The 22015-nt window shown below is 37.0% G+C and carries 19 protein-coding genes; 8 read left to right on the forward strand and 11 right to left on the reverse strand.

Going from position 1 to position 22015, the window contains the following annotated elements; genetic code table 11:
• Nucleotides 1–3: 3 nt before the first annotated feature.
• Nucleotides 4–1863: a DUF1347 family protein gene (locus tag RSA43_03420; GenBank protein ID MEG2496329.1), complete on the reverse strand. Its 1860-nt coding sequence runs from the start codon at nucleotides 1861–1863 to the stop codon at nucleotides 4–6.
• A 201-nt stretch (nucleotides 1864–2064) separates the two neighbouring features.
• On the opposite strand from RSA43_03420, the gene RSA43_03425 reads away from it, so the two are divergent.
• From RSA43_03425 to RSA43_03435, 3 genes are all read left to right on the forward strand, one after another.
• On the forward strand, nucleotides 2065–2751 hold the full coding sequence (locus RSA43_03425; GenBank protein MEG2496330.1) for a response regulator transcription factor: 687 nt from the start codon (nucleotides 2065–2067) through the stop codon (nucleotides 2749–2751).
• A 99-nt stretch (nucleotides 2752–2850) separates the two neighbouring features.
• Nucleotides 2851–3486 carry a hypothetical protein gene (locus RSA43_03430; GenBank protein MEG2496331.1) on the forward strand — a complete coding sequence of 212 codons (636 nt, stop codon included), beginning with the start codon at nucleotides 2851–2853 and terminating at the stop codon, nucleotides 3484–3486.
• Nucleotides 3487–3507: 21 nt separating this feature from the next.
• Nucleotides 3508–4386 (forward strand): polyprenyl synthetase family protein, encoded by an 879-nt coding sequence (locus RSA43_03435; protein ID MEG2496332.1) that lies wholly within the window; start codon nucleotides 3508–3510, stop codon nucleotides 4384–4386.
• A gap of 12 nt (nucleotides 4387–4398) precedes the next feature.
• Here RSA43_03435 and recA read toward each other — a convergent pair whose 3' ends face one another.
• The 5 genes from recA to RSA43_03460 form a co-directional block, all read right to left on the reverse strand.
• A complete protein-coding gene (gene recA / locus RSA43_03440) occupies nucleotides 4399–5475 on the reverse strand; it encodes a recombinase RecA (GenBank protein MEG2496333.1) in 1077 nt (358 codons plus the stop codon).
• 123 nt (nucleotides 5476–5598) lie between these two features.
• Nucleotides 5599–6201, reverse strand: a complete 603-nt coding sequence (locus RSA43_03445) for a 5-formyltetrahydrofolate cyclo-ligase (protein ID MEG2496334.1) — start codon at nucleotides 6199–6201, stop codon at nucleotides 5599–5601.
• Nucleotides 6149–7456 carry a hypothetical protein gene (locus RSA43_03450; protein MEG2496335.1) on the reverse strand — a complete coding sequence of 436 codons (1308 nt, stop codon included), beginning with the start codon at nucleotides 7454–7456 and terminating at the stop codon, nucleotides 6149–6151. The genes RSA43_03445 and RSA43_03450 overlap by 53 nt, the downstream gene beginning before the upstream one ends.
• Nucleotides 7456–8049 (reverse strand): hypothetical protein, encoded by a 594-nt coding sequence (locus RSA43_03455; GenBank protein MEG2496336.1) that lies wholly within the window; start codon nucleotides 8047–8049, stop codon nucleotides 7456–7458. The genes RSA43_03450 and RSA43_03455 overlap by 1 nt, the downstream gene beginning before the upstream one ends.
• A complete protein-coding gene (locus RSA43_03460; GenBank protein ID MEG2496337.1) occupies nucleotides 8039–9487 on the reverse strand; it encodes a hypothetical protein in 1449 nt (482 codons plus the stop codon). The genes RSA43_03455 and RSA43_03460 overlap by 11 nt, the downstream gene beginning before the upstream one ends.
• A gap of 358 nt (nucleotides 9488–9845) precedes the next feature.
• Between RSA43_03460 and dusB the strand changes: the two genes are divergently transcribed.
• Nucleotides 9846–10832 carry a tRNA dihydrouridine synthase DusB gene (gene dusB, locus RSA43_03465; protein MEG2496338.1) on the forward strand — a complete coding sequence of 329 codons (987 nt, stop codon included), beginning with the start codon at nucleotides 9846–9848 and terminating at the stop codon, nucleotides 10830–10832.
• Between the two features lie 14 nt (nucleotides 10833–10846).
• On the opposite strand, the gene topA is transcribed toward dusB, so the two are convergent.
• Nucleotides 10847–13414: a type I DNA topoisomerase gene (gene topA / locus RSA43_03470; protein ID MEG2496339.1), complete on the reverse strand. Its 2568-nt coding sequence runs from the start codon at nucleotides 13412–13414 to the stop codon at nucleotides 10847–10849.
• A 245-nt stretch (nucleotides 13415–13659) separates the two neighbouring features.
• On the opposite strand from topA, the gene RSA43_03475 reads away from it, so the two are divergent.
• Complete coding sequence (locus RSA43_03475) at nucleotides 13660–14439, forward strand: hypothetical protein (protein ID MEG2496340.1); 780 nt, start codon at nucleotides 13660–13662, stop codon at nucleotides 14437–14439.
• On the opposite strand, the gene arsB is transcribed toward RSA43_03475, so the two are convergent.
• From arsB to RSA43_03490, 3 genes are all read right to left on the reverse strand, one after another.
• Nucleotides 14418–15518, reverse strand: coding sequence for an ACR3 family arsenite efflux transporter (gene arsB / locus RSA43_03480; GenBank protein ID MEG2496341.1), 1101 nt, complete (start codon nucleotides 15516–15518; stop codon nucleotides 14418–14420). The genes RSA43_03475 and arsB overlap by 22 nt on opposite strands.
• A gap of 74 nt (nucleotides 15519–15592) precedes the next feature.
• Nucleotides 15593–16903 (reverse strand): RNA polymerase factor sigma-54, encoded by a 1311-nt coding sequence (gene rpoN / locus RSA43_03485; GenBank protein ID MEG2496342.1) that lies wholly within the window; start codon nucleotides 16901–16903, stop codon nucleotides 15593–15595.
• 10 nt (nucleotides 16904–16913) lie between these two features.
• Entirely contained in the window at nucleotides 16914–18974 is a 2061-nt protein-coding gene (locus RSA43_03490; GenBank protein MEG2496343.1) for a UvrD-helicase domain-containing protein, read from the reverse strand.
• On the opposite strand from RSA43_03490, the gene ung reads away from it, so the two are divergent.
• Together ung and RSA43_03500 are read left to right on the forward strand one after the other, a co-directional pair.
• Nucleotides 18964–19665 (forward strand): uracil-DNA glycosylase, encoded by a 702-nt coding sequence (ung, locus tag RSA43_03495; protein ID MEG2496344.1) that lies wholly within the window; start codon nucleotides 18964–18966, stop codon nucleotides 19663–19665. The two genes, RSA43_03490 and ung, sit on opposite strands and share 11 nt — an antisense overlap.
• Complete coding sequence (locus tag RSA43_03500; protein MEG2496345.1) at nucleotides 19662–19895, forward strand: hypothetical protein; 234 nt, start codon at nucleotides 19662–19664, stop codon at nucleotides 19893–19895. Before ung ends, RSA43_03500 begins: the two co-directional genes overlap by 4 nt.
• Here RSA43_03500 and rdgB read toward each other — a convergent pair.
• Nucleotides 19866–20489 carry an RdgB/HAM1 family non-canonical purine NTP pyrophosphatase gene (gene rdgB, locus RSA43_03505; GenBank protein ID MEG2496346.1) on the reverse strand — a complete coding sequence of 208 codons (624 nt, stop codon included), beginning with the start codon at nucleotides 20487–20489 and terminating at the stop codon, nucleotides 19866–19868. The two genes, RSA43_03500 and rdgB, sit on opposite strands and share 30 nt — an antisense overlap.
• A 108-nt stretch (nucleotides 20490–20597) precedes the next feature.
• Here rdgB and RSA43_03510 point away from each other — a divergent pair, with 108 nt between their 5' ends.
• The gene (locus RSA43_03510) at nucleotides 20598–21908 is read left to right on the forward strand and encodes a DUF1343 domain-containing protein (protein ID MEG2496347.1); all 1311 of its coding nucleotides are present in this window, start codon (nucleotides 20598–20600) and stop codon (nucleotides 21906–21908) included.
• Nucleotides 21909–22015: the final 107 nt, after the last annotated feature.

A 22015-nucleotide genomic window follows, 5' to 3' on the forward strand; every position in this document is an offset into this window, starting at 1 on the left:
ATTTCATAACTCTCTTAAGGATAATTCATCCATACATATTGAAATGGCATGAATAACTCTTGTATCTTTTTTTTCATAAGAAAGTTTTTCAAAATAATTTAATGCTTCTTTGTAATACTTTTGTTTAACTAAGCAAAGTCCGGTTAATCGAATAATATCTTCATTATTCGGATAAACTTTTGAAAGCCAGTTGCAAGACATCATAGCTTTTTCGTTTTTCTGATGCATGTAAAAATACTCCGCATCCGCAATTAAGTTGGCTATATCTTCAGAAGAAAGATTTCGGAGAAGAGGGGGAAGTCTATGATTGAAAATAAATTCATCGAGTAGGCATAACCTAGAGATGTCTTGCATAGCTTCCGCTTTTTGATAAGCAATGTTAATGAAGTTTAAGATTTCTTCCCAAACTTCATCTTTATCTACTGTCATAGAGAGGATATTTTTAAAAATTTCCAATGCATACGCATCGCGTTTTTGTTGCCATAAATATCCGGCAATTTCAATGAGAGAAAACAACAGGTTTTTCCTATCTCCGGATGAAATTTGTTCTTTTTTCCATAGAGAGAGATAGGTGGTCAAAGGTTCATTAGAACCGTCGCATAGTAGTATTTGTTGTATGTCTTCGGTAGACATCGTGATTCGTTGAGTGAATGAAATATTGGGTTCTAATATTTCGAGATACGCAAAATATTGCCTTATTTTTCTCATGTCCAATCGATGTAAGGAGATTTTCATATAATCAGCTAGATGTTTAGTCAACTGTTCCCTAAATTTTCGAATGTTTGGACTTAATATCAATTTTTTTAGATATTTAATAATGGTTTGATGATTGTTTTCGTGCTCATTTAATTCATGAAATGTTTTTATAATTTCTCCGTATTGAAAGTAATTATAATTTTGTTCGGATAATTCGATAAATTCCAATATCAATTCGATATTATGATCGTTCATGTCTGTGACTAATTCTTGAACAATAGATAATATTTCTTCGGAAGAGATATGATTTTTTAATGAAGAGAGATTAAGTTTATTTGTTTTTTTTAGATAAAATAACATCATTTCATAGTAATGATTTTTTTTCTCATAAAAATCATTTTTTTTAGATAAAAGATAATAGTAACGACTTGATAATAATGCTATTTCTTCATAGATAGCGAGATTCCAATCTTCTTGTTTTTTTAAGAGATTGTCCATGAGTGTATTTAGATCCTTATAGGCTTTTTTTAATTCTCCGGTTTCCATTAAACATTTGATTTTGAGTAATGATAGATGCTGTTTAATGAATGGAAGACTACAGTTATAGGACAACCAACTCGTTTCAATAAGTGAGGGGTGGGCGGAATGTTTTTTTTCCCAAAGACAGATATGATCTAAGGCTTTCGAAAACGTTTTTTCGGTAAACGACCACATTCCTTCAAAAAGTTCCAAGAAAATTGAATCGGGACAATGTTTTTTAAAGTATTTCCAATAATAATCGAAGTCGTTGTGTTTTTGTTGAAAAAAAGCATTCAATAACATCCCACCCAAAAGATCTTCAGTTAAAGTAAAGTCGGTTCTATTGATCTTATTTAATCTAAGATCTTGAAAAGCTTTATTGAAAATAATTTCGGATTCTTCGAAATTTTTCTTCTCTTGTAAGCGAAGCCCTTCGTAAATCTGTTTACAGAGTATTTGTTTTTCTTTAGGGAAAGTACAAAGAGTTTTTTCCCCTTTATCAAGTTTACCTGTTAAAAAAAATGAAGTCGCTTTTGAGATTTTCAGGTTGGTTTTGTTTTGGTTGTTATGAAAGTGCCAAATACCGCTTGTCGTCCCCATAATAACGAAAAACGCGGTGAGTGCGATAACATAGTAACGTGACATCATAAATTTTTTCGAACACATTTAAGAGCGACTGAGCAAGAACGAACAGTTGTTTGAAGAGGAGCATTATATGTTTCGTGAGTTGTTTATGCAAATTGAATTTTAAATTTTGCATAAGAAAAAAATTTTGTTTTTTTAACGTTTTCTTTCAAAAATATCCGATTTTTATTAGGTTGCCGTTGAGAGAAGAAGAGTTTTTATTAGATGAAGCGTAAGAAAAATGTTTTATTAATTACTTTAAGTATGGATATTTTTCAATCCTTGCCGGACCATTGTAATCAATCGTTTTTAAATATTTTCTGGGAAGAAAAGATTGGCGGTGGATTTGAACGTTTGAAAGACATTCCTTGCGATTTAATTCTTTTGGATATCGACGGACAGGATTGTGATTTTGACACTTTTTTTGCCGATCTAAGGCAAATCAATACTTGTATTCCCGTAGCTATTATTTCTTCTTGCAGAGATGAATCAATCATTATTAGAGGACTTAATGCCGGAAGCGATGATTTCATGGAAAAGCCTTTGTCCTATCCTGTTTTAGGCGCTAAAATCAATGCTATTTTAAGAAGAACGGAAAGAGATCTCATCAGATCCGAAAAGGTGACTTTTGGGACGTTTGTTTTAGATATCAATAATTTTATTTTAACGACACCTGATAAAACAAAGATATTGACACCCTCGGAATCGAATATTTTAAAAAAATTGGTCCTCAATCGCGGCGAGGTGTGTTCTCGAGATGAACTTATGGGAGTAATCCGTCATGTCGACAATGATATCATAACCAGAAATATTGATGTTCACGTAGCGTCAATTCGTAAAAAAATCGGTGACGGTAATTATTGGATTAGAACCGTCAGGGGAATAGGCTATCGCTTTCGGGCTAACGATTAAAAATTTTTCTTAACCCGGCCTCTAATATTTTTCTTTCATTGTTTGATTTTTCTAACTTGGATCCTTCATACTGGAGCCGTTTATTTTTGTGTATTTCTTATGTCTTTTTTAGTTGCTGATTTTTTTGATCCCGAAACACATATATTTCCGGAATTGTTTTATGATGTTACCTATTGTTGGGATGTGTTGGATGGTCTGGACGAATTTTTTTCGAAGTATGTTTTCAGAGGAATTCGGGGAGTAGTGGAAGAAGGCGTGATTTTAAAAAATTCCGAACTCATAGAGATTCGGGAAGGTGCGATTATTGAATCCGGTGCCTGTCTTATAGGACCTATTGTGATCGGAACGGGGACTGTAATTAGAACAGGAGCTTACGTTCGAAGCAAAGTTGTTATAGGAAACGATTGTGTTATAGGACACGGTACTGAAATTAAAAGTTCCGTTTTGTTTAACAGAGTTAAAGCTTGTCATTTTGCCTATATAGGTGATTCGATAATAGGTAATCGTGTTAACCTGGGTGCCGGAGTTAAATTAGCCAATATGAAATTGGATAAACAGGAGATTTTTGTGACAACTTCTTCAGGAGATCGTATGGCTACCGGTCGTAGGAAGATGGGAGGGGTTTTAGGTGATGATGTCAGTATCGGATGTAACGCCGTTTTAAATCCGGGAACTTTTATTATTAAAGGATGTTCCGTTTTGCCTTTATCATGTCTCTCAGGTCTTATAAATTAGTTATTCACAAGGTGTTGAATTATGATTGAGGTTCTCGAAAGCTTGTTGTCCAAGTATTCGGTTGTTATAGAAAATTCCATAAAAGACAGTTTAGCGGATTTCGGGATCGGTGAAAATAAACTAAGAAAAGCTACCGAATATTCTTTAATGGGCGGAGGGAAAAGAGTTCGGCCGCTTATAATTTTTGTTGTGGCTAACGCTGTTGGGAAAAATTTCGATGTCTCCGATGTTGCTGTGGCGATCGAGTTTGTGCATACCTCGACTCTTATTGCTGATGACTTGCCGTGTATGGATAATGACATTGAGCGTAGAAAAAAACCGACTTTACACGTTGCTTTCAATGAAGCTACCGCGTTGTTATCTTCTTATGCTTTAATTGCGGCCTCTTACAATAGGATTCGTTTGAATGCCGAAAAGCTTCGTCGAGCTACGAATACCGAAATCGCTTGGGAAGCCTATAATTTAGTGTTGGAAAATGTGGCTTTCAATACCGGTGTGTACGGTGTTTTAGGGGGACAGTTTGATGATTTATTTGCGGAAAATTATTCGGCTGAAAATTTAAAGAGTATTTTTAGTCGAAAAACAGGCGCTTTATTCGAAATCTCTTTTGTTATGGGATGGCTTTTCGGAGGAGGCCACGTCAAATATCTGACCGACATTAAAAAATTAGCTAATCATTTCGGTCTTATATTTCAAATAGTTGATGATTTGATTGACTACAGACAAGATCAAGATAAATCCGAAACGGATCTAAATTATATTTCGATTTTAGGGGAGGATGCTGCGCGCAATACTTTGAATGAAGAGGCTCAATCCGCTCAAGATATTTTAAGCTCTCTATCTATCGATAGCAGAGAGCTTAAGGTTATTCTTGATTATCTCATGATGCGCAGCATTTGATGTCTTAGGATCTTAAGTTACTCCGACGATCTCTTTTTCCATGTTTTCCGCCGACCCTTCGGTAGCTACGGGCATCGGAGTTGGGGTAGGTATTGTTTGACAAGCTATTAATACTTTTTTCTCTATTTCGTTCAGAAGAGAACTGTTTTTTTTGAGTTCTTCTCGAGCAGTTTCTTTACCTTGACCGAGTCTTAGGTTGTTATAGCTAAACCAAGAACCTTTCTTTTCAATGATATTTTTTTCAACAGCAAGGTCTAAAATACATCCTGCAGAAGAGATACCTTCATTGAATAGAATATCGAACTCAGCAGTTCTAAAGGGAGGCGCTAATTTATTCTTCGCGACTTTGACTTTGATACGGTTTCCGATATCCGTATTATCGCTACTTTTAATACCTCCGATTCTTCGAATATCCAGCCGTAAGGAAGCATAAAATTTTAAGGCACGACCACCTGTAGTGGTTTCCGGATTACCGAAGCTAACACCGATTTTTTCTCTAATTTGGTTAATAAATACGGCACAAGTGTTTGAACGTGCTAAAGTCGCTGTTAATTTTCTTAGTGCTTGCGACATCATACGAGCTTGAAGTCCTACATGAACATCCCCAATATCTCCTTCCAATTCGCTTTTAGGAACTAAAGCGGCTACCGAATCGATAACGATGACATCAACGGCTCCGGAACGGGCCAATAACTCCGCAATACTTAATGCATCTTCTCCGCAATCGGGTTGAGAGATCATCAATTCTTCGATATTTACGCCGATAAGTCCTGCATAACTCGGATCTAGCGCATGCTCGGCATCAATGTAGGCAGCAATACCTCCGGTTTTTTGAGCATTGGCTACGATATGAGTAGCTAAGGTAGTTTTTCCGGATGATTCCGGACCGAAGATTTCAATGATCCTTCCTTTAGGAACGCCTCGAATACCTAAGGCTAAGTCAAGAGACAATGCCCCTGTTTTAATAACGGAGATTTCATGAGTAAGGGAATGTTTCCCTAGACTCATAATGGATCCGGTTCCAAATTGTTTTTCTATGTAAGAGATAGCGACTTCCAGTGCTTTTTTGCGATCCAATGATGAATTCATTTCAGGCCCTAATGGTAGACTTAATTTAAAAAAGGAAGAATAAGGAAAATGCTTTCGATTTATCACTATTCTTATTTCCAATTATGGGAATGCAGGGGTTTTCTTAAAATATGAAAAGTTATTTTAAAAGAATAATATTTCAGATAGCGAGATGTCATGTTGTTCGGATGGTAAAGAAATTAAAATTTGTTCTTTAAAACCTATACCGAAGATTCTGGTATTAGGATTTGGGAAATTCAAAAGGAATCGATCATAATAACCTTTGCCGTAACCTAAACGATGTTTGGAGATCGGATCAAAAGCTAACCCAGGGACTAAAATCGTGTTTATTTTATCGAAATCCGTATACGCAGGGATATTGGAGAGAGGTTGTAAAATATTTCCGAAAGGAGAGAGTTCAAGTTTATTGAGATTATCAATGTGTATCGGCTTCATTAATAAGTTATCGATATCTATTCTAGGCAGAAGTAACACACCGTTCTTGGCCAGAAAACGATTTGTTTCGGTTGTCGGGATTTCATGACCGAACGAACAAAAAGACATAACATACCCAGGATCGCTTGTATTTTGCTTTATGAAGTTTAATAAACCGATCTCTGCCTCGTACCGACGAGTTTTCGGAATGGCCGTTCTTTTGAGGCGATAGATTTTTCTGAACTGATTTTTTTGTTCTTTAGTCAAGAAGCGGTTTACCGTCTTGGTATATAATCTTTTGATTAACGGCACCGTTTTTAGTAAAGAGGGTGGCAATGCCGTTTCCTTTTTCTACTTTTGAACAACACTGTTTGTCTCCGGGTTTATAATATTCTCCCTTTATCAACAAATCATTTTCGTACTCCTCGACCATCATGATTTGTCCATTGGAATAATAAACCGTGGCAAGTCCGTTTTTTTTGTTACAAGACATTTGTCGGCAACTTTCTAGGTTCCCATTCTCATACCATGTTTTAATAGGGCCTTGAATAATGCCATGTTCTCTTGTAATTAATAATTGAGGCTGACTGCTGTCGGAGTGATAGAACACCTCTTCACCGGTTTTCAGATTGTTTTCAATGCGGAACATTCGCGTGATTCGACACCCGCTATTATCAAAGATCGATACCTGACCGTGTTGGTTTCCCGAACGATATTCTTCTTCGGAAGCAACACCGGTTTTTCCGAAATTAATTTTTGTACCGTTCCCTTCGATAATTTCGGATAAAAGAGTCCCGTCTTGTTGAAAATAGGAACCATGAATTAATCGATCATCAATATAATTTTCTTTGTGAGCAAGGATATCGGGGCTATGGTATCTCAAGGACAAGCCGTGTTTTTTTCCGTTTCTGAATTGTGTTTCTTGCAGTAATCGGTTATCCGATAAATATATGTTGAATGTTCCGTGAATAGAATTTTTTTGATAAGGCACTTCTTTCCAAACATTCCCGTTGGGATGAAAATAAACGGCAATCCCCTCTAAAGATCCCTTCTCGTAGGGAATTTGTGCGATACAGTTCCCGTCTTCGTCAAAGGCTTCCGTAGTGCCGTCGAACAGCCATCCGGCTTCTGCAGCGGGATTGAGATCCGCTACTCCTCCTACGACTTTGGCATGAATTTTTAATTGTCCGTTCGAGAACCATTCTTTATAGGTACCCAAAGCTCTGTTATTTAAACCTTCCAGATATTGTTTAATTTGACCGTTAGGGTGATATCCTGTCAGAAGATAAGCGTTTTCTCCGGATTGATTTTTGTAAATTCTTAACACTTTCTGATAAGGCTGAGGATCTAGAAAATTAACCGATAGATATTTTTTTAGTTTTTCCTTGGAACAAATTGTTTCCGAGAGTCCGTTTCTGTCAACGATATTGATACTGACGAGAATGTTTTTATAAGTCGTTCGTCTTCTGGGACGGGCAACGGATGAAACGGCTCCGGTTGCCGGAGTTACGCATACAAAAACCACAAGGTAAAAAACACCTATCCATTTAAGCAGACATTTAGACATTAGTACATTTCTCTTTGAACGATTTCTATTTGAGTATTCCAAGCTTCATTTCCGTCGGAAAACCGAGCTCGATTCATTTGCCAGCGCGAAATAAAGCAGATAGGTTTTTCTGCAGACGGACTCTCAGCAATCTCAGATAATCCGACGATGTCTTCCTCATCAATCTCTAAATTCGAAACTTTAAATATTTTAAAATCGGTCGCCGAGCGATCTTCGAGCTGGGATACCTTGGGCATGTTATTTCGGGATAAAAAGAGAAATCGGGTTTCTAAAATAGGATCGGTGATGAAGTCGGGAGCATTGAGCAATGTTTGTAATTGCATTCTTTCTTTTCGGCAAGGCGTAAAAGACTGTAAAGTTTGTTTAAGATATAAAGGATTGGCAGTGCGGGCTTTAGAGAGTATCTGCTCATTTTTTTGTCTTTTTGTTTTATCTTTATGACTCAAAATACCGATCTCCATTGCTCGTTCATTGATCTCGAACCAGTAATGCAGTTTTTTCTTGATGATACTGTAAGTAAATAAGGAAGGAAAAAGCGGAACGATAAAGATGACGGAGAAGAAAAATGCTTTGGGTAAAATTTTATTTTTCATATTTCACCTTTTGCGTTAATTCGCATAAATAGAAGGAAGTCGTAAAACCATCACTCTTTTCTTCCCAAGTAAATTGATTTTTATATTTTGGCTCGTTAAGCGATGTAAAAAATGATTTTAAAGATGATAACTTGTGTTTATCTATAGATTTACCCGATAGCGTAATTTTGGCCACGTAATCGGATGAAGGAGCGGTTAATGAAGGAAAAGAAATTAATTCGTAATCATAAGCGGTGATTACAATTTTGCCTTCTTTAAATACGTGTGATGACGTTAATTCATTCAAAATTTTAGAAAACGATAACGTTTCCGGAAGAAGCGGATAATAATAAGAAGTATGCAGATTTTTTAATTTGCCTTCCAAAAGCGAGCAACACTGTTTTAAAGAACCGATCTTTTTATGTTTTTGAGGGGAATCGTCGCCGAGAACGTAAGCTATATTGGCTTTTACCTGTCTTTTGGCACGATTCACGAGTATCCATCCGGTCGTCCCCGTAATAATCGTGCAGATAAGACTGATATAGGTAAGAGGGAAGTACCATTTTTTCAAATATTTCTTCCAACCGCATTTCGATAAGGACTGATCGTCTTGTTGAAAATCGCAACCTTTAGGGTCGCTACCGCTAAGAGCAGCAACAATGGTATCTCCGTATTTTAATCGTTCTTCCTTTGAGAGGTTTGTAAAAATAGTCGGGAGGAGTTCTTCCGATTCGGGACAATGAGAAGACGACCAATTTATTAAGAGTAATTCCGGAGGATTGATAAAGTAAATTTTTTTATTCATCTTTTCGGGATATTGTTTTCCCAAATGATCTATTGTAGCTACAAGTTCCGTTAATAATTGCTCGGAAGACGAGAATTTGAAGGAGTAAGAAAACAGGGGATGACTGTTTTTCATGAGAAGGCACTTAACATCTTCCTGTCCGAAATAAACTACGAGACCTGAAAGATCTTTTGTGGCGGAATCCGAGCGTAAAAGCGTTTTAAGATCCAGTTGTCCGCAAGATACGCGATCGATTGTAAAAGGCAGTGAAGATAAGTTATGCAACAATAATTGAATTTTTTCTTTTCGTGTAATGAAAGTAAACACATCGGTTTTATTACCGTCTTTTTGACGCGAGAAAAACACTCGAAAAACACCGGAGTTTTGAGGAAAAGGGAGTAATTGTTCGATTTGAAAACGTGTATCGGCTTCGATGTGACTGTTTTTTTTAAGACCGGATTCCGAATATTTGATAATAACATCGCGGAAAGGAAGAGAAGCTGTGGTAGCAACGAAAGCATATTTTTCCATTGCTTCCGTTAAATCTTGTAGAAACCCTTCTTCAATTGCTTTAACGGTCCAACCTTTAAAAGTTTTTTTTATAACCGCTAGTCGGATCGATTTATCGGAGTTAATCGTGATTCCCAATCGGTAGTTGAAAGGATCTAATAACATGATTATGTTTTAGTTTTTTTTTTTAAGGGACCATTTTAAAATAATGAGATAGTTTTTTCAAGAGAAGAAAATATTGTTATTGTTTGTTGTTTTAAACAAAAGGTGTTTATTTCGTGATTGTTTATTTTTTAAATGTTTTTTTTGTAATATATAATTTTTTAATTATTATTAGATTATTGGGTTCTTGGATTCCCGATTGTCATCGTCACTGGTGGTTTAAATGGACGACCACGGTCACTGACCCCTACCTTAATTTGTTTAAAGGTTGGATCCCCATATTTTTCGGTATGGATTTTTCACCGATGATTGCTATGTTCGTTTTACAATTAGTTATTTGGTTGCTTACCGGTTTATTTCAATGAATAATTTGAAAATAAGAAATTTAAGTTTAAAATCTAAGATTGTATATGCTCCACTGGCAGGTTTTTCCGATTTTCCGTTTCGACGTATGTCTGTGTCAGGCAATCCTGCTTTAATGTTTTGTGAAATGGTGAAAGTAGAAGCTCTTGTAAGGCGTATCCCCAAAACCTTGCGTATTTTGGATTATAGTGAAAATATGCGTCCTATCGGCGGTCAAATTTGCGGTAGCATACCGGAAACTGTTCGGGAAGCCGGAAAAATTATTGAAGATATGGGTTTTGATGTTCTCGATTTGAACTGCGGTTGCCCTACTGATCGTATTACTAAAGACGGTAGCGGTTCCGGATTACTAAAGACGCCTCTTGTTTTGGGTAAGATCGTGAAGGTTCTTGTTGAAGCTGTTCGAATCCCGGTTACCGTTAAGATTAGAGTAGGGTGGGATTCATCTTCCGTTAATGTGAGAGAAGTCGTCCGTATTTTAGTCGATTCGGGAGCTTCCGGAATTTTTGTTCACGGTCGTACGCGAGCACAAGGGTACACCGGACCGGCAGTTCGTCAATATATTGCAGAAGCCAAAAAAGAGGCGGGACCCGTGCCTATATTCGGTAACGGCGATATTTTTAAACCGGAAGACGTGAAAAGCATGTTGCAGGAAACATCGGTGGACGGAGTGCTGATTGCACGAGGGACTATAGGGCAACCTTGGATTGCCGAAGATGCTGATAAATATCTTAAAGGAGATCCGATGGTTGTAAAAGATTTTTTTGATCGCAAGAAGATGTTTTTACGTCATTTAGAGTATGTTTGGGATTATTATCAAGATGAGTATCAGGTGTTGACGGCTGCAAAAAAATTAAGTGGATACTATTTGATGGCTCATTCCGGTGTAAAAACTTTAAGAACAAGTTTATCTAAAATTCAAACTGTCAAAGACTTGTTTGATACTTTATCTTGTTTTGATTTAAAGGAGCCTATCGCTTGTTAATGCGACTTGTCGTATCAGGATTCTAAATTGGAACTTAATATTTTAGGAAGTTGTGTCATACGAACGATTTCGCTTCCCGTTATCTTAGCCAAATTATCGTCGGGCATGATATTGCGTCTATCTTTAGGATCTTGCAAATTGTGTTTTTTAATATAGTCCCAAAGTTTTTTCCTTGCTTCCGGTTGAGAGACCGGTTCAGGACCGATAATCGCGGCTAAATGGTGCGAAGGTTTTTTTAGGTTGCCGGAGGATTGGGGGGAAGATGTTTTCTTTTTGGTTTTAGTAGATTTAGTCTTTACATCGGTTTTCTTTTTGGTTTTGGTAGATTTGGTCTTTACACCGGTTTTCTTTTTTTCGTAAGGAGTCTTGGACCGATCCTTATATTTATCCGTAAGTTCCTCAATTGTATTTCCTATAACGTCGCATTCGGGAAAATCGGAACAGGAAAAGAAAGTTTTGTTGAACCGTGATTTTTTTTTCAGGATTTTTCCCGTGCAACCGGTTGCTGGGCAATCTATCGGAGTATAATCATCGGCAACTTGATCTTTTTTCATTAAGGTAATGGTGCCTTTGCATTTCGGATAATCAAGACAACCTAAAAAAGTCCCGTAACGTCCGAAGCGAATTTTCATTAAGCCTTTGCAGACCGGACAAGGCGCATTCCAGTCCGTATCGGGATTATAGTCGTTTTTATCGAAATTTATTTCTTCTTCGGAAGCCTTATAAGAACAGTCCGGATAACCTGAGCAACCATAAAAATATCCGATTTTAGACCATATTTTTTGTAAACGTCCGGTTTTGCAGGAAGGACATGGAATATTGGTCTGTATTTTAGGAATAAAGGCTTCTTTTTCCGCTGATTCTACGATAGGAATGAAATCGGTCCAAAAGTCTCTGATAAGAGTTTTCCAGACTTTTTTTCCGTCGGCAATCAATTCCAGTTCATTCTCCATATGAGCCGTAAAGCCGATATTCATGATATTGGAAAAATTATTTTCGAGAAATTGTGCGATAACCTTACCCAATTCCGTGGGCTTTAAACGCAATTGTTCCTTAATAGTATATTCTCGACTTTGAATTTTGTTCATGATTGTCGCATAGGTTGAAGGTCGACCTATGCCGGATTTTTCCAGCTCCTTTACGAGGGATGCTTCCGTAAACCTAGGCGGCGGTTTGGTAAAAGCTTGTTCTCCTATTGTTTTCTTCAAGTCTACCTTCGTGCCTTCGCATAAAGCAGGGAGAGTCATAGAAACTTCTTCAATATCGTCGTCATATTTTTCTTCGTATACGGCTAAAAAACCTTTGAACTTAAGAACGGAACCGGTTGTTTTCAAAACAATATCATCATTCGTGTGAATAGTAACGGACACGGTATCGTAAATAGCGGCACTCATTTGAGATGCTATAAATCGTCTCCAAATCAATTCATATAGATTAAACTGTTCATTGGATACGAACCGTTTGATTTTATCCGGCGTCACTCGTGCATCGGTAGGACGGATGGCTTCGTGAGCATCTTGAGCACTTTTTTTTCCGGTATAAACATTCGGTTTTTCCGGAATGAAGTCTTTTCCATATACCTCTTGAACATAGCTTCTTGCAGCTGCTATAGCTTCGGGTTCGACACGGACGGAGTCGGTACGCATATAGGTGATAAGACCGGAAACGTCTTCATAAGGAAAATCAATGCCTTCATAAAGAGATTGTGCAATACCCATGGTTTTTGAAGAAGAATATCGGAAATGTCGACTGGCTTCTTGTTGAAGAGTAGACGTGATAAAAGGTGGGCTGGGATTGCGTTTTTTTTCCTTGGCCTCGACCTTATCTATGCCATACGTTCCTTTTTCTAATCTTCGTAAGATAACATCGGCTTTTTCTTTGGAATCGATTAATAAATGTTTTTTGTTCTCAACCGGATTTTTTTCCCACTTCAAACCGTCCACCGAATATAGGGAGGCAAAGAATTCCTGCGCGGTTTCGGAATCTTGAAGAAGAACCTTAATATTCCAATATTCCTGTGGTATGAATTGTTCTATTTCATATTCCCTATCTACGACTAACTTGAGAGCAACGGATTGTACCCTTCCTGCCGAAATACCGGAACGTTGTTGTAGTTTTCTACTCAGAATCGGAGAGATTTTATAACCGACGATTCGATCTAACAATCGACGAGCTTGTTGAGCATCGACTAAATTCATATCTAAGGTTCGAGGTTCTTTTAAAGCTGCGGTAACGGCTTGTTTGGTAATCGCGTTAAACGAAACTCTTTTAATATTTTTGTCTTGAGGCAGACGACAAGCTATGTGCCAAGCTATGGCTTCCCCTTCTCTATCCGGATCGGGAGACAGATAAATGGTATCGCATTGTTTGGCGGCTTTTTCTATATTATTAATGACTTCTTGTTTATCGGGTAAAATTGTATATTGCGGTTCAAAATCATGCTCTATGTCTATCCCGAATTCTTTTTGAGGCAGATCGATGACGTGTCCGAAAGAGGATACAAAAATAAAATTACTGCCTAAAAATTTTTTTAAGGTCTTAATTTTAGCCGGAGACTCAACGATAATTAGCGATTTTTTCATTGAAGGATTAACGCCCGTTTTTATATTTGGCAAGATTGCAGATATTCAATTTCATACCTTTAATATGTGTCAATAAAATTAGTAATTTCATTTTCGCCGATAGGTATAAATAACAGTGTCGTTTGATGGTTTTCATCATTAATGATAGGAGAATATTTTTCACAATTAAAATAAATTTGTTGCATACATGTATTTTTTTTTTGCAAATGTTATTCTGAGAATCCTTTTTTTATATACCGGTGTTTATGTCGGATTTATTTGTTAATCTTGTCAGTTTAAATAAATGTGGATATATCGTTGCTCCGGGTGAGGATATGTGTTCTTTTTTGCGAAGGATCGATGAATTGAAACAAGAGGCTCCGGACACTCTTACTTTTGTTCCCTTAATGCTTCAAAAAAAATTCGATATCAATCCCGATTATGTACGCATCATTTATTCCGATGATGGAATAGGTGTATGGGAAGGAGCTTGTACTTGGATTATGAATAATGAGGTATCCATTCAATTAAGGAAGTCTTTGCAGTCCAAATCTCATTTATTTTGGATTTACTCTAAGGATGAGTTAATTGCTCATGAAATGGTACATGTCGTGCGATCTCATTTCCGGGAACCTGAGTTTGAAGAAATATTGGCGTACGAAACTGCCGCCGGGTGGTTCAGAAGATTTTTCGGACCCATATTCCGCTCTTCCGGAGAAGCTTATTTGTCCGTTCTTCTCATAAGTATAGGTTCCGTTTTAACAGTCTTCCATCCTTATTCGGGGCTTTTATGTATTTTGGGAAGCGCGGCATTTTTTTTGGGACGACTGATAAAATCGCGGTTCATTTTTTCGAGAGCCAAAAAGAAAATAAGAGCTATCTTCAATATTAATCCCGATTTTATTCTATTACGGTTAACCGATTGTGAAATACGTATGGTTGCATTCGCATCCAAAGAAGAAATTATCGATTACATCGATAAAGAGAAGATCATGAATCTACGATGGAGACAAATTTGTTTGTCTTATTTATTGACGGACGCTTGATTTTTGGGAAACAATTTCGGCTTTAACATCAAAGCAATACGGATTAAGGTAATTAAAACCGGAATTTCAATTAAGGAGCCTATTAAGACTGCTAATACTTCTTCCGATTCCGTACCGAAGAGGGAAATGCAAATGGCTATCGCCAATTCGAAATTATTTGATGCGGACGTGAGACTTAAAGTGATGCATTGTTTGTAATTTACTTTTGTCTTATAGGCCAAATAGAAAGACGAGAAAAACATAATCAAAAAATAAAGGATCATCGGCAAAGCTATTTTAACCACCGTAAGCGGAAGCAATGAAAATGTTTGGCCTTTAGCCAGAAAAATAAAAAAGACCGTTATGATCAACGTTAAAGGAGTAATAGGTGTGATCATGGGAATCAGAACTTTGTCATACCATCGTTCATTTTTGATTTTTAGAAAAACCGTTTGAGTAATGAATCCGCAAATCGCAGGGATGCCTAAATAAATAAAAAGATTTAAAGCCACTTCTTTTACCGAAATCGATATGTATTCTTCAAAAAAACCCAAGGTTTTGGGTAGCCATGTTACAAAAAAATAAGCGTAAAAAGGCAAAGCAATGATCTGAAATAAAGAATTAAAGACAACCAAGGCCGCGCAATATTCTCTATCTCCTTTAGCAATTTCGTCCCACACGATCACCATTGAAATACAGCGAGCTAAGCCCAGAATGATAAGACCGACCATTAGTTCAGGGTATCCGGAAAGAAAAACGGCAGCTAAGATGAACATGACTTTCGGGCCGATAATCCAATTTTGCAATAGTGATAAAAATAAAATTTTCAAATTACGAAAAATATAACCGATTTTTTTATAATTGATTCTTGCCAAACTGGGATAGATCATGATGATAAGGCCGATCATTAACGGCAAGTGTCGGTGATTCAAAAGCAGGTTTTTGGCAAGATGATTGCCGAAATTGAATTTGTGACTGAGTTGTATTCCGGTTAATACGGCAAGTATAATTCCGACACCTAAGTATTTATCCAGAAATCCGGACCATTGTTTTATTTTCCGAATCCGTTGAGCCGTTTTTATTTTTCTGTAATGCGACATAGTATTTTTTAAGTAGATTATTACGTTTTGCTTATCGGCGATTCTTTGAACAAATTTTTGAATGTAAAGCGGTTTTACTTAGTTTTCGGTTTATAGATTCTTAATGTTGATCCCGGAATGTTTAAGGATCTTCTATATTTGGTGATAGTTCTTCGTGCGCATTTTATTCCTCTAAATAAAAGCTCTCGGACTAACTCTTCATCAGACATTGGATGTTTTTCATTACGAATTAATTCATGAAGTAAATTTTTAATGACCGAAGTTCCCATATCTTGATGGGTATTAGGGAAGCTCCTTGGTAGCAGTGATTGCAAAGAAAAAATGCCTATAGGAGTGCTGATTGTTTTGTTTTTAACGGCTCGAAAAATCGTTGATTCGTGTCTATTAAGGATTTCGGAAATTGTTTTTACGGAAAGAGGCAAAGGAGTCGACCGCTTGCCGTTAAAAAAATCGTCTTGTTTTTGAACGATGACCTCTAAGACTTGCAGCAATGTTTCGGTTCGTTTATTTAAGTTTCGAATCAAATGTTGGGCACTTGCAATGTGTTTTTTGAAGTAAACGGAATTTTCTTTGGATGTTTCGGAATAGATATTCCCATTTTTTAAATAATCTTTATTAATACGTAATTTTTCCAAATTATCGTCATTGATTTTGATAAGCCAATCGTTTTCCGATTTTTTATAAACAAAAGCATCCGGAAGCATTCTTTGAGAAAAAGGTTCGGTGCAAGACAGAGGAGTGAAACGTAAACCGGTTAACGTTTTTTGAAATTCGGCTATCAATTTTTCTTTCGGAAGATGTATTTTGGAAGCAATTCTTTCAAGTTTATTGTCCGTAAGATCGTTGAAATGATCTTGAATCAATTGGTATCCGCGTGGATTGTTTCGTTCATGTTTGAGTTGCACCAAAAGATATTCTTTCAAGTTACGTGAACCTATTCCCAAAGGTTCGCATTTTTCTCTTATAAGTTGAAGAATCGTTTCGATTTCTTGAATCGGAGACTCCGTTAGGAGAGATAATTCTTGAATATCGACTCTTAAAAATCCGTCGTTGTCTAAACTTCCTAGAATGCTGTCGACAATGTATCTTTTGCGACGATTGGCCGTCATAAAACACATTTGTCGATAAATATCGGATAAAGGTGACGAATATTCAGGAACGTTTTCCCACCGGTTATCTTGACGTGAATAACGAGAAAATGAGTCGTCGTTAAAATAATTATCCATTTCTTCCGTAGAGGAAATGTCGAAAATGGGATTGAGAATTACTTCTTCTCGCACTGCTTGTAACAAGTCGATTATAGGCATTTGAAGAAAAGCCAGTCCTTGTTGAACGGAAGCTGAGGTAAGAAGAATCTGAGAAGACTTAAGATGATCATACAGCATCGGTTATATATTATATGGATTTCACCAAATAATGAGCCGGTATTTCCCTTAAAAATCTGCTGGGTTTCATAATTCTTAAAGAACCCCATAAAAATCTTGTTTCGGACCTGGATAGATAAAGTAAATCTTTTGCTCTAGTGATTCCGACGTAACATAATCGTCGTTCTTCTTCAAGATTTTCATGGCTGCCCATAGAATTTGCATGAGGAAATAAAGTTTCTTCCAGCCCGACTATGAATGCTACTTCGAATTCCAAACCTTTGCCGGTGTGAATGGTCATTAAATTCAATCGATCTTCATTAAGAGGACTTTCATCCGATGAGCTTTTCAGAGCTAAATCTTCCAGAAAGCGATTTAAATCGCTTTCATTGTTATTTTGTTCCCATTCGTAAGTTTTGGAAATTAATTCATCGATGTTGCTTTTACGATCTTCAAAGGAGTCTTTATCATCTTGTTTTAGGTATTCGAGATAACAGCTGCTTCTGGCGGTTTCCGAAACGAGTTCATGAAGAGGACCTTTGAAGTTTTTTAAAGAAGTAATAAGACTTGCATAATCTTTCAATCCAACTATTTGTTTGGCATTTACTTTAACTGCTTTAAAACCCGGATCGTTGCCGATACGTTCGCAAACTTCTATGAGAGATAGCTTATTGGTAAGGGTAAATTCTATGATTTTTCCGATACAGACGTTTCCTAAACCTCTTTTCGGAATGTTAACGGATCGTTCGAATGAAATAATATCTTTGGTTGTAACCAGCATTCGTAAAAAAGAAAGGATGTCTTGAATTTCCTTTCGTTTGTAAAAAGAAAGGCCTCCGAGAATCTGATAAGGAATTTTTTTGCGTAACAAAGCATCTTCGAAAATTCTCGATTGAAAGTTTGTACGATAGAATATGCATATATCTTTAAGAGAAATATTTTTACGATGTAAACGTTCCACCTCTCGTGCTACGAATTCGGCTTCTTCGCGATCCGTTTCTCCGATGAAAAGTCGTATTTTTTCTCCGGGCGTTTTGACACTACGCAATTGTTTGTCTAGACGCGAACGATTCTTCAAGATAAGAGCATTTGCTGCGTTTAGAATGTTACCGTGACTACGATAATTCTCTTCAAGGCGAATAATTCTTGTTTTGGGATAGTCTTTTTCGAAATTTAAAATATTATTGATATTGGCTCCTCGCCATGAATAAATGGATTGATCGGGATCTCCGACCGCAAATATGTTTTGATGTTGAGACACGATGTAACGTGCGATTAAATATTGTGCATGATTCGTATCCTGATATTCGTCTATTAAAAGAGCTTTCCACAAATTTTGATATTTAGACATTTCTTCTTTATGTTCCTGAAATAATTTTACCGTTAGATAAAGGAGATCGTCAAAGTCAACGGCATCGACTTCTTCCAGTTTATTTTGATATTGGGTATAGACGTCTTTAAAAAAAGGGACGTCTTTAAAACAAGGGCCGACGGTTGCGGAAGAGATTTTTTCCGGTGAGATCAGCTCATTTTTCTTTTTGGATATTTCATAACGAAAAAGATCAGCTTGAGTTTTATTGATATTCAGTTTTTCCAAAACTGTTTTTAACAGTTTTTCGGAATCGTTTTGATCATAAATGACAAAATGATTGCTTCTTCCCAAAATGTGGATACTATTCCTTAGAATATAGGTCCCTAAACTATGAAAAGTACAGATTAAGGGCTTTTCCTGACAGCAATGGGTTCGAGATAATTTCAATACTCGTTCCTCTATTTCTTTTGCTGCTTTATTAGTGAAAGTCACGACGAGTATTTGGGAAGGCGAAACGCCTTGTTCAATAAGATAGGAAATACGGAAAGTAATGACGCTGGTTTTACCCGATCCAGCCCCTGCAAGAACTAAAATAGGTGAACAAGGGGCAGTTACGGTTTCATATTGCGTTTGATTTAGAGTCGAAAAATCTATAACCATAGTGCCTATTGGGTGTTGAGTAAGTCTAAAAGAAGGTTTTATCTCATTTTTTCTTTGTTTCGAATATAATTTCCTTAATTTTTCGGTGATTTTAGCAAAAGGAAGGAAAATGGAAGGCATTGAAATGTTAAATAATGTTCCTCCTCAAATGGATCCGCATTGGGCAGAAATCCTATCCGCAGAGTGGGAAAAACCGTATATGTCGAGTTTGAGAACGTTTTTGCTTCGAGAAAGACGAGGTCCGCTTCCTATTTATCCGGAAGCACGAGAAGTTTTTTCTGCCTTCACCCATACTTCTTTTGAAAAAACTCAAGTAATTATTATGGGACAAGATCCTTATTCAGGTCCGAATCAAGCTCACGGGTTGAGTTTTAGCGTAAAACCGGGGATCCTTTGTCCTCCCTCTTTGAAAAATATTTTTCTTGAATTACAAAATGACTTAGAAATTCAAAATGACAAAGGATGTTTGATTCCTTGGGCAAAACAAGGCGTCCTGTTATTGAATTCCGTTTGTACGGTTAGAAAAGACTCCCCTCGTTCCCACGCAGGTAAAGGTTGGGAAGTTTTTACGGATGCGGTTATCGGAAAATTCGTAGAAAGGAAAGATCCCGTTATTTTCGTATTATGGGGGAGCGATGCTAAAAAAAAGTGTGAATTTGTTACGGGTCGCACGCATCACTTCGTCTTGACGGCAGCCCATCCCTCTCCTTTAGCGGCTTTTCGCGGTTTTTTTGGTTGTTCACACTTTTCAAAAATTAATTTTCTGCTTAAAAAACAAAACAAAGCAGAAATTGATTGGAGGCTAGTATGAATGAACCCGTATCTTTCCCTTGCGTATCCGGGATCAAACATTTAACTGCTAAATCCGTTGTTTCCTTGGAAATGGCACTCCCGATTCATGAGCCCGTGGATTTAGGAGCCATTTCTACTTTGAAAGAAATAGAAAGAGATTTAAGTAAAACCGAATGTTTATTAGTTGAAATGACTCATATTAGAGGGGCTATAGAAACGTCACTGGACAAATTGAATTTTACAAGTTGAAGCCAACGATTCCAATTCGGGCAGTAGTTTTTTCAAAGCTTTTGATCTATGAGAAATCTTATTCTTAATATCTTCGGATAACTCAGCAAACGTTAATTTGTAGTCATATTTTAAAAAAATAGGATCGTAACCGAATCCCCCTCCGCCTTTTTCCTCTTCGGATATATAGCCTTCGCAAGTTCCTCTAGTTACTCTGATATCTCCTTGAGGAGATGCCAAGATCATGCAACACTCGAAATATCCTGAACGACAAACCGTTCCGTCAAGAAGTTGCATCATTTGCAGTAATTTTTTCCGATTTTCTTTTTCGGAAGCCTTGTCTCCTGCGTAACAATCCGATAAGATACCGGGTTCTCCGTTTAAGGAAGGCACGATTAATACGGATTCATCAGCAATTACCCAATGATTTAAGGCTTGAGCGGTATGCAGTGCTTTATTGATAGCGAGATCTTTTACCGAATTGCCTTTGTGTTTGATCGTTGGATAATCGGGAAAATCCAATAAGGAAAAAATATCGAATTCAGGAAATTTTTTAAGGATTAATTTGGTTTCCCTAATTTTATAACCGTTGCGGCTGGCTATGACAATTTTCATAACGATAATTAAATAAAGAGTTTTTATAAGGTTAGCCTTATTAAGAAAAAATACCAAATGCTTTATAAGCGTTTGTATGTCTTTTTTTATTTTAATCTTAGGAAGTTTATGACTACCTTATCGATGAAAAACCCCAATCGAAAGAAACGGAAACGATTTTATTTATCGATATTCATTATCTCATATTTATTGATGGCCGTTCCTTATGCCGGTTTTTCAAATATCGTAGAGCTCGGAATCGATCGCATATTTTCTTCCGATTTCGTGGATCTGATCAAAGGAAAAAAAGTAGGACTCGTTTCTCATCATGCCGCTTTTAATCGCAGTGGCTCTTCTTCATTAATGGTTTTTTTTCAAAGAAAAGACATATGTGAATTAACGACTTTATTTACTATGGAGCACGGTTTTTACGGTTCCGTAATTGCCGATGTAAGCACCGAAGAGCAACATTTATTTCCCAATCTGAAGGTGTATTCTTTGCATGGGAATCAACGATTATTAACCCCCGAAATCATCGGTGACGTGGATGTTATTGTTTATGATGTTCAAGATATCGGTGTTCGGAGTTATACGTTCATTCATGTGTTATTTAGAATTTTGCAGGAAGCCGCACGAGTAAATATTCCCGTCATTGTTCTGGATCGACCGAATCCTATGGGTGGGCAAGTCATCGACGGACCTATTCAGACTTTTAAGGATGACAGGGCTTTCGATACGCACGGGTTGCCTTATTGTCACGGTATGACTATAGGAGAATTGGCTAGCTTTTTTAAAGCGACTCGTAATTTGGACTTATTGTCTTTGCATATAGTGCCTATGAAAGGTTGGTTGAGAAATATGTCGTTTGAAGAAACGGCCTTGCCTTGGATTCCGACCAGTCCTCAAATTCCCGAAGCAAATTCGGCTTTTTTTTATGCTACGACGGGATTAATCGGATACTTGTCTTTGACGAGTATAGGTATAGGTTATACTCTACCTTTTAAAGTTTTAGGCGCACCTTGGATAGATTCTTTTCGTTTTGCCGAAATTCTAAATGGACAATCCTTATCGGGTGTTTCTTTTGTCCCTTATCGATACGAGCCGTTTTTCGGAAAATACAAAATGGAAGAATGTGGAGGAGTACTGATATTAATTACGGATCCCAAAACGTTTAAACCGGTCGAAACCCAATTCGTAATCTTAGGAATCCTGAAAACATTATATCCTCGGCAGTTTGCGGAGAACATGAGCACTCTACTTAAAGTACCTTCACGTAAGAATATGTTTAATAGTTTAGTCGGAAATAAGGAAATTTTTGAAATCATGATGCGAGATCGTTATATCACTTGGGAGTTAAGAAAAATCTGTCGACAAGCTAGAGAAAGTTTTGCGAAGACTCGTTCTCCGTATTTAATCCGTGATTATGAAGTTAGCAATTAATGATTCGGTATGCCAACAATTGAATGCGAGCTATTGACAGTAAAGAGGGTCTTCTTTTAAGATGACTCCCTACGTTCTTGTCACATAAGCGACTTCTACGCGGAGTG

The organism is Victivallaceae bacterium (genome assembly GCA_036659455.1).
Lineage (GTDB): Bacteria > Chlamydiota > Chlamydiia > Chlamydiales > Chlamydiaceae > JAVXCN01.

Bases quoted from the DNA above. Each gene is read 5' to 3' on its own strand.
- RSA43_03455 (MEG2496336.1), bottom strand. From the start codon at position 8,049: ATGAAAAATAAAATTTTACCCAAAGCATTTTTCTTCTCCGTCATCTTT.
- RSA43_03420 (MEG2496329.1), bottom strand. From the start codon at position 1,863: ATGATGTCACGTTACTATGTTATCGCACTCACCGCGTTTTTCGTTATT.
- dusB (MEG2496338.1), top strand. From the start codon at position 9,846: ATGAATAATTTGAAAATAAGAAATTTAAGTTTAAAATCTAAGATTGTA.
- topA (MEG2496339.1), bottom strand. From the start codon at position 13,414: ATGAAAAAATCGCTAATTATCGTTGAGTCTCCGGCTAAAATTAAGACC.
- RSA43_03490 (MEG2496343.1), bottom strand. From the start codon at position 18,974: ATGCCTTCCATTTTCCTTCCTTTTGCTAAAATCACCGAAAAATTAAGG.
- ung (MEG2496344.1), top strand. From the start codon at position 18,964: ATGGAAGGCATTGAAATGTTAAATAATGTTCCTCCTCAAATGGATCCG.
- RSA43_03450 (MEG2496335.1), bottom strand. From the start codon at position 7,456: ATGTCTAAATGTCTGCTTAAATGGATAGGTGTTTTTTACCTTGTGGTT.
- RSA43_03435 (MEG2496332.1), top strand. From the start codon at position 3,508: ATGATTGAGGTTCTCGAAAGCTTGTTGTCCAAGTATTCGGTTGTTATA.
- RSA43_03510 (MEG2496347.1), top strand. From the start codon at position 20,598: ATGACTACCTTATCGATGAAAAACCCCAATCGAAAGAAACGGAAACGA.
- rdgB (MEG2496346.1), bottom strand. From the start codon at position 20,489: ATGAAAATTGTCATAGCCAGCCGCAACGGTTATAAAATTAGGGAAACC.
- RSA43_03430 (MEG2496331.1), top strand. From the start codon at position 2,851: ATGTCTTTTTTAGTTGCTGATTTTTTTGATCCCGAAACACATATATTT.
- arsB (MEG2496341.1), bottom strand. From the start codon at position 15,518: ATGTCGCATTACAGAAAAATAAAAACGGCTCAACGGATTCGGAAAATA.
- rpoN (MEG2496342.1), bottom strand. From the start codon at position 16,903: ATGCTGTATGATCATCTTAAGTCTTCTCAGATTCTTCTTACCTCAGCT.
- RSA43_03500 (MEG2496345.1), top strand. From the start codon at position 19,662: ATGAATGAACCCGTATCTTTCCCTTGCGTATCCGGGATCAAACATTTA.
- RSA43_03425 (MEG2496330.1), top strand. From the start codon at position 2,065: ATGAAGCGTAAGAAAAATGTTTTATTAATTACTTTAAGTATGGATATT.
- RSA43_03475 (MEG2496340.1), top strand. From the start codon at position 13,660: ATGTCGGATTTATTTGTTAATCTTGTCAGTTTAAATAAATGTGGATAT.
- recA (MEG2496333.1), bottom strand. From the start codon at position 5,475: ATGAATTCATCATTGGATCGCAAAAAAGCACTGGAAGTCGCTATCTCT.
- RSA43_03460 (MEG2496337.1), bottom strand. From the start codon at position 9,487: ATGTTATTAGATCCTTTCAACTACCGATTGGGAATCACGATTAACTCC.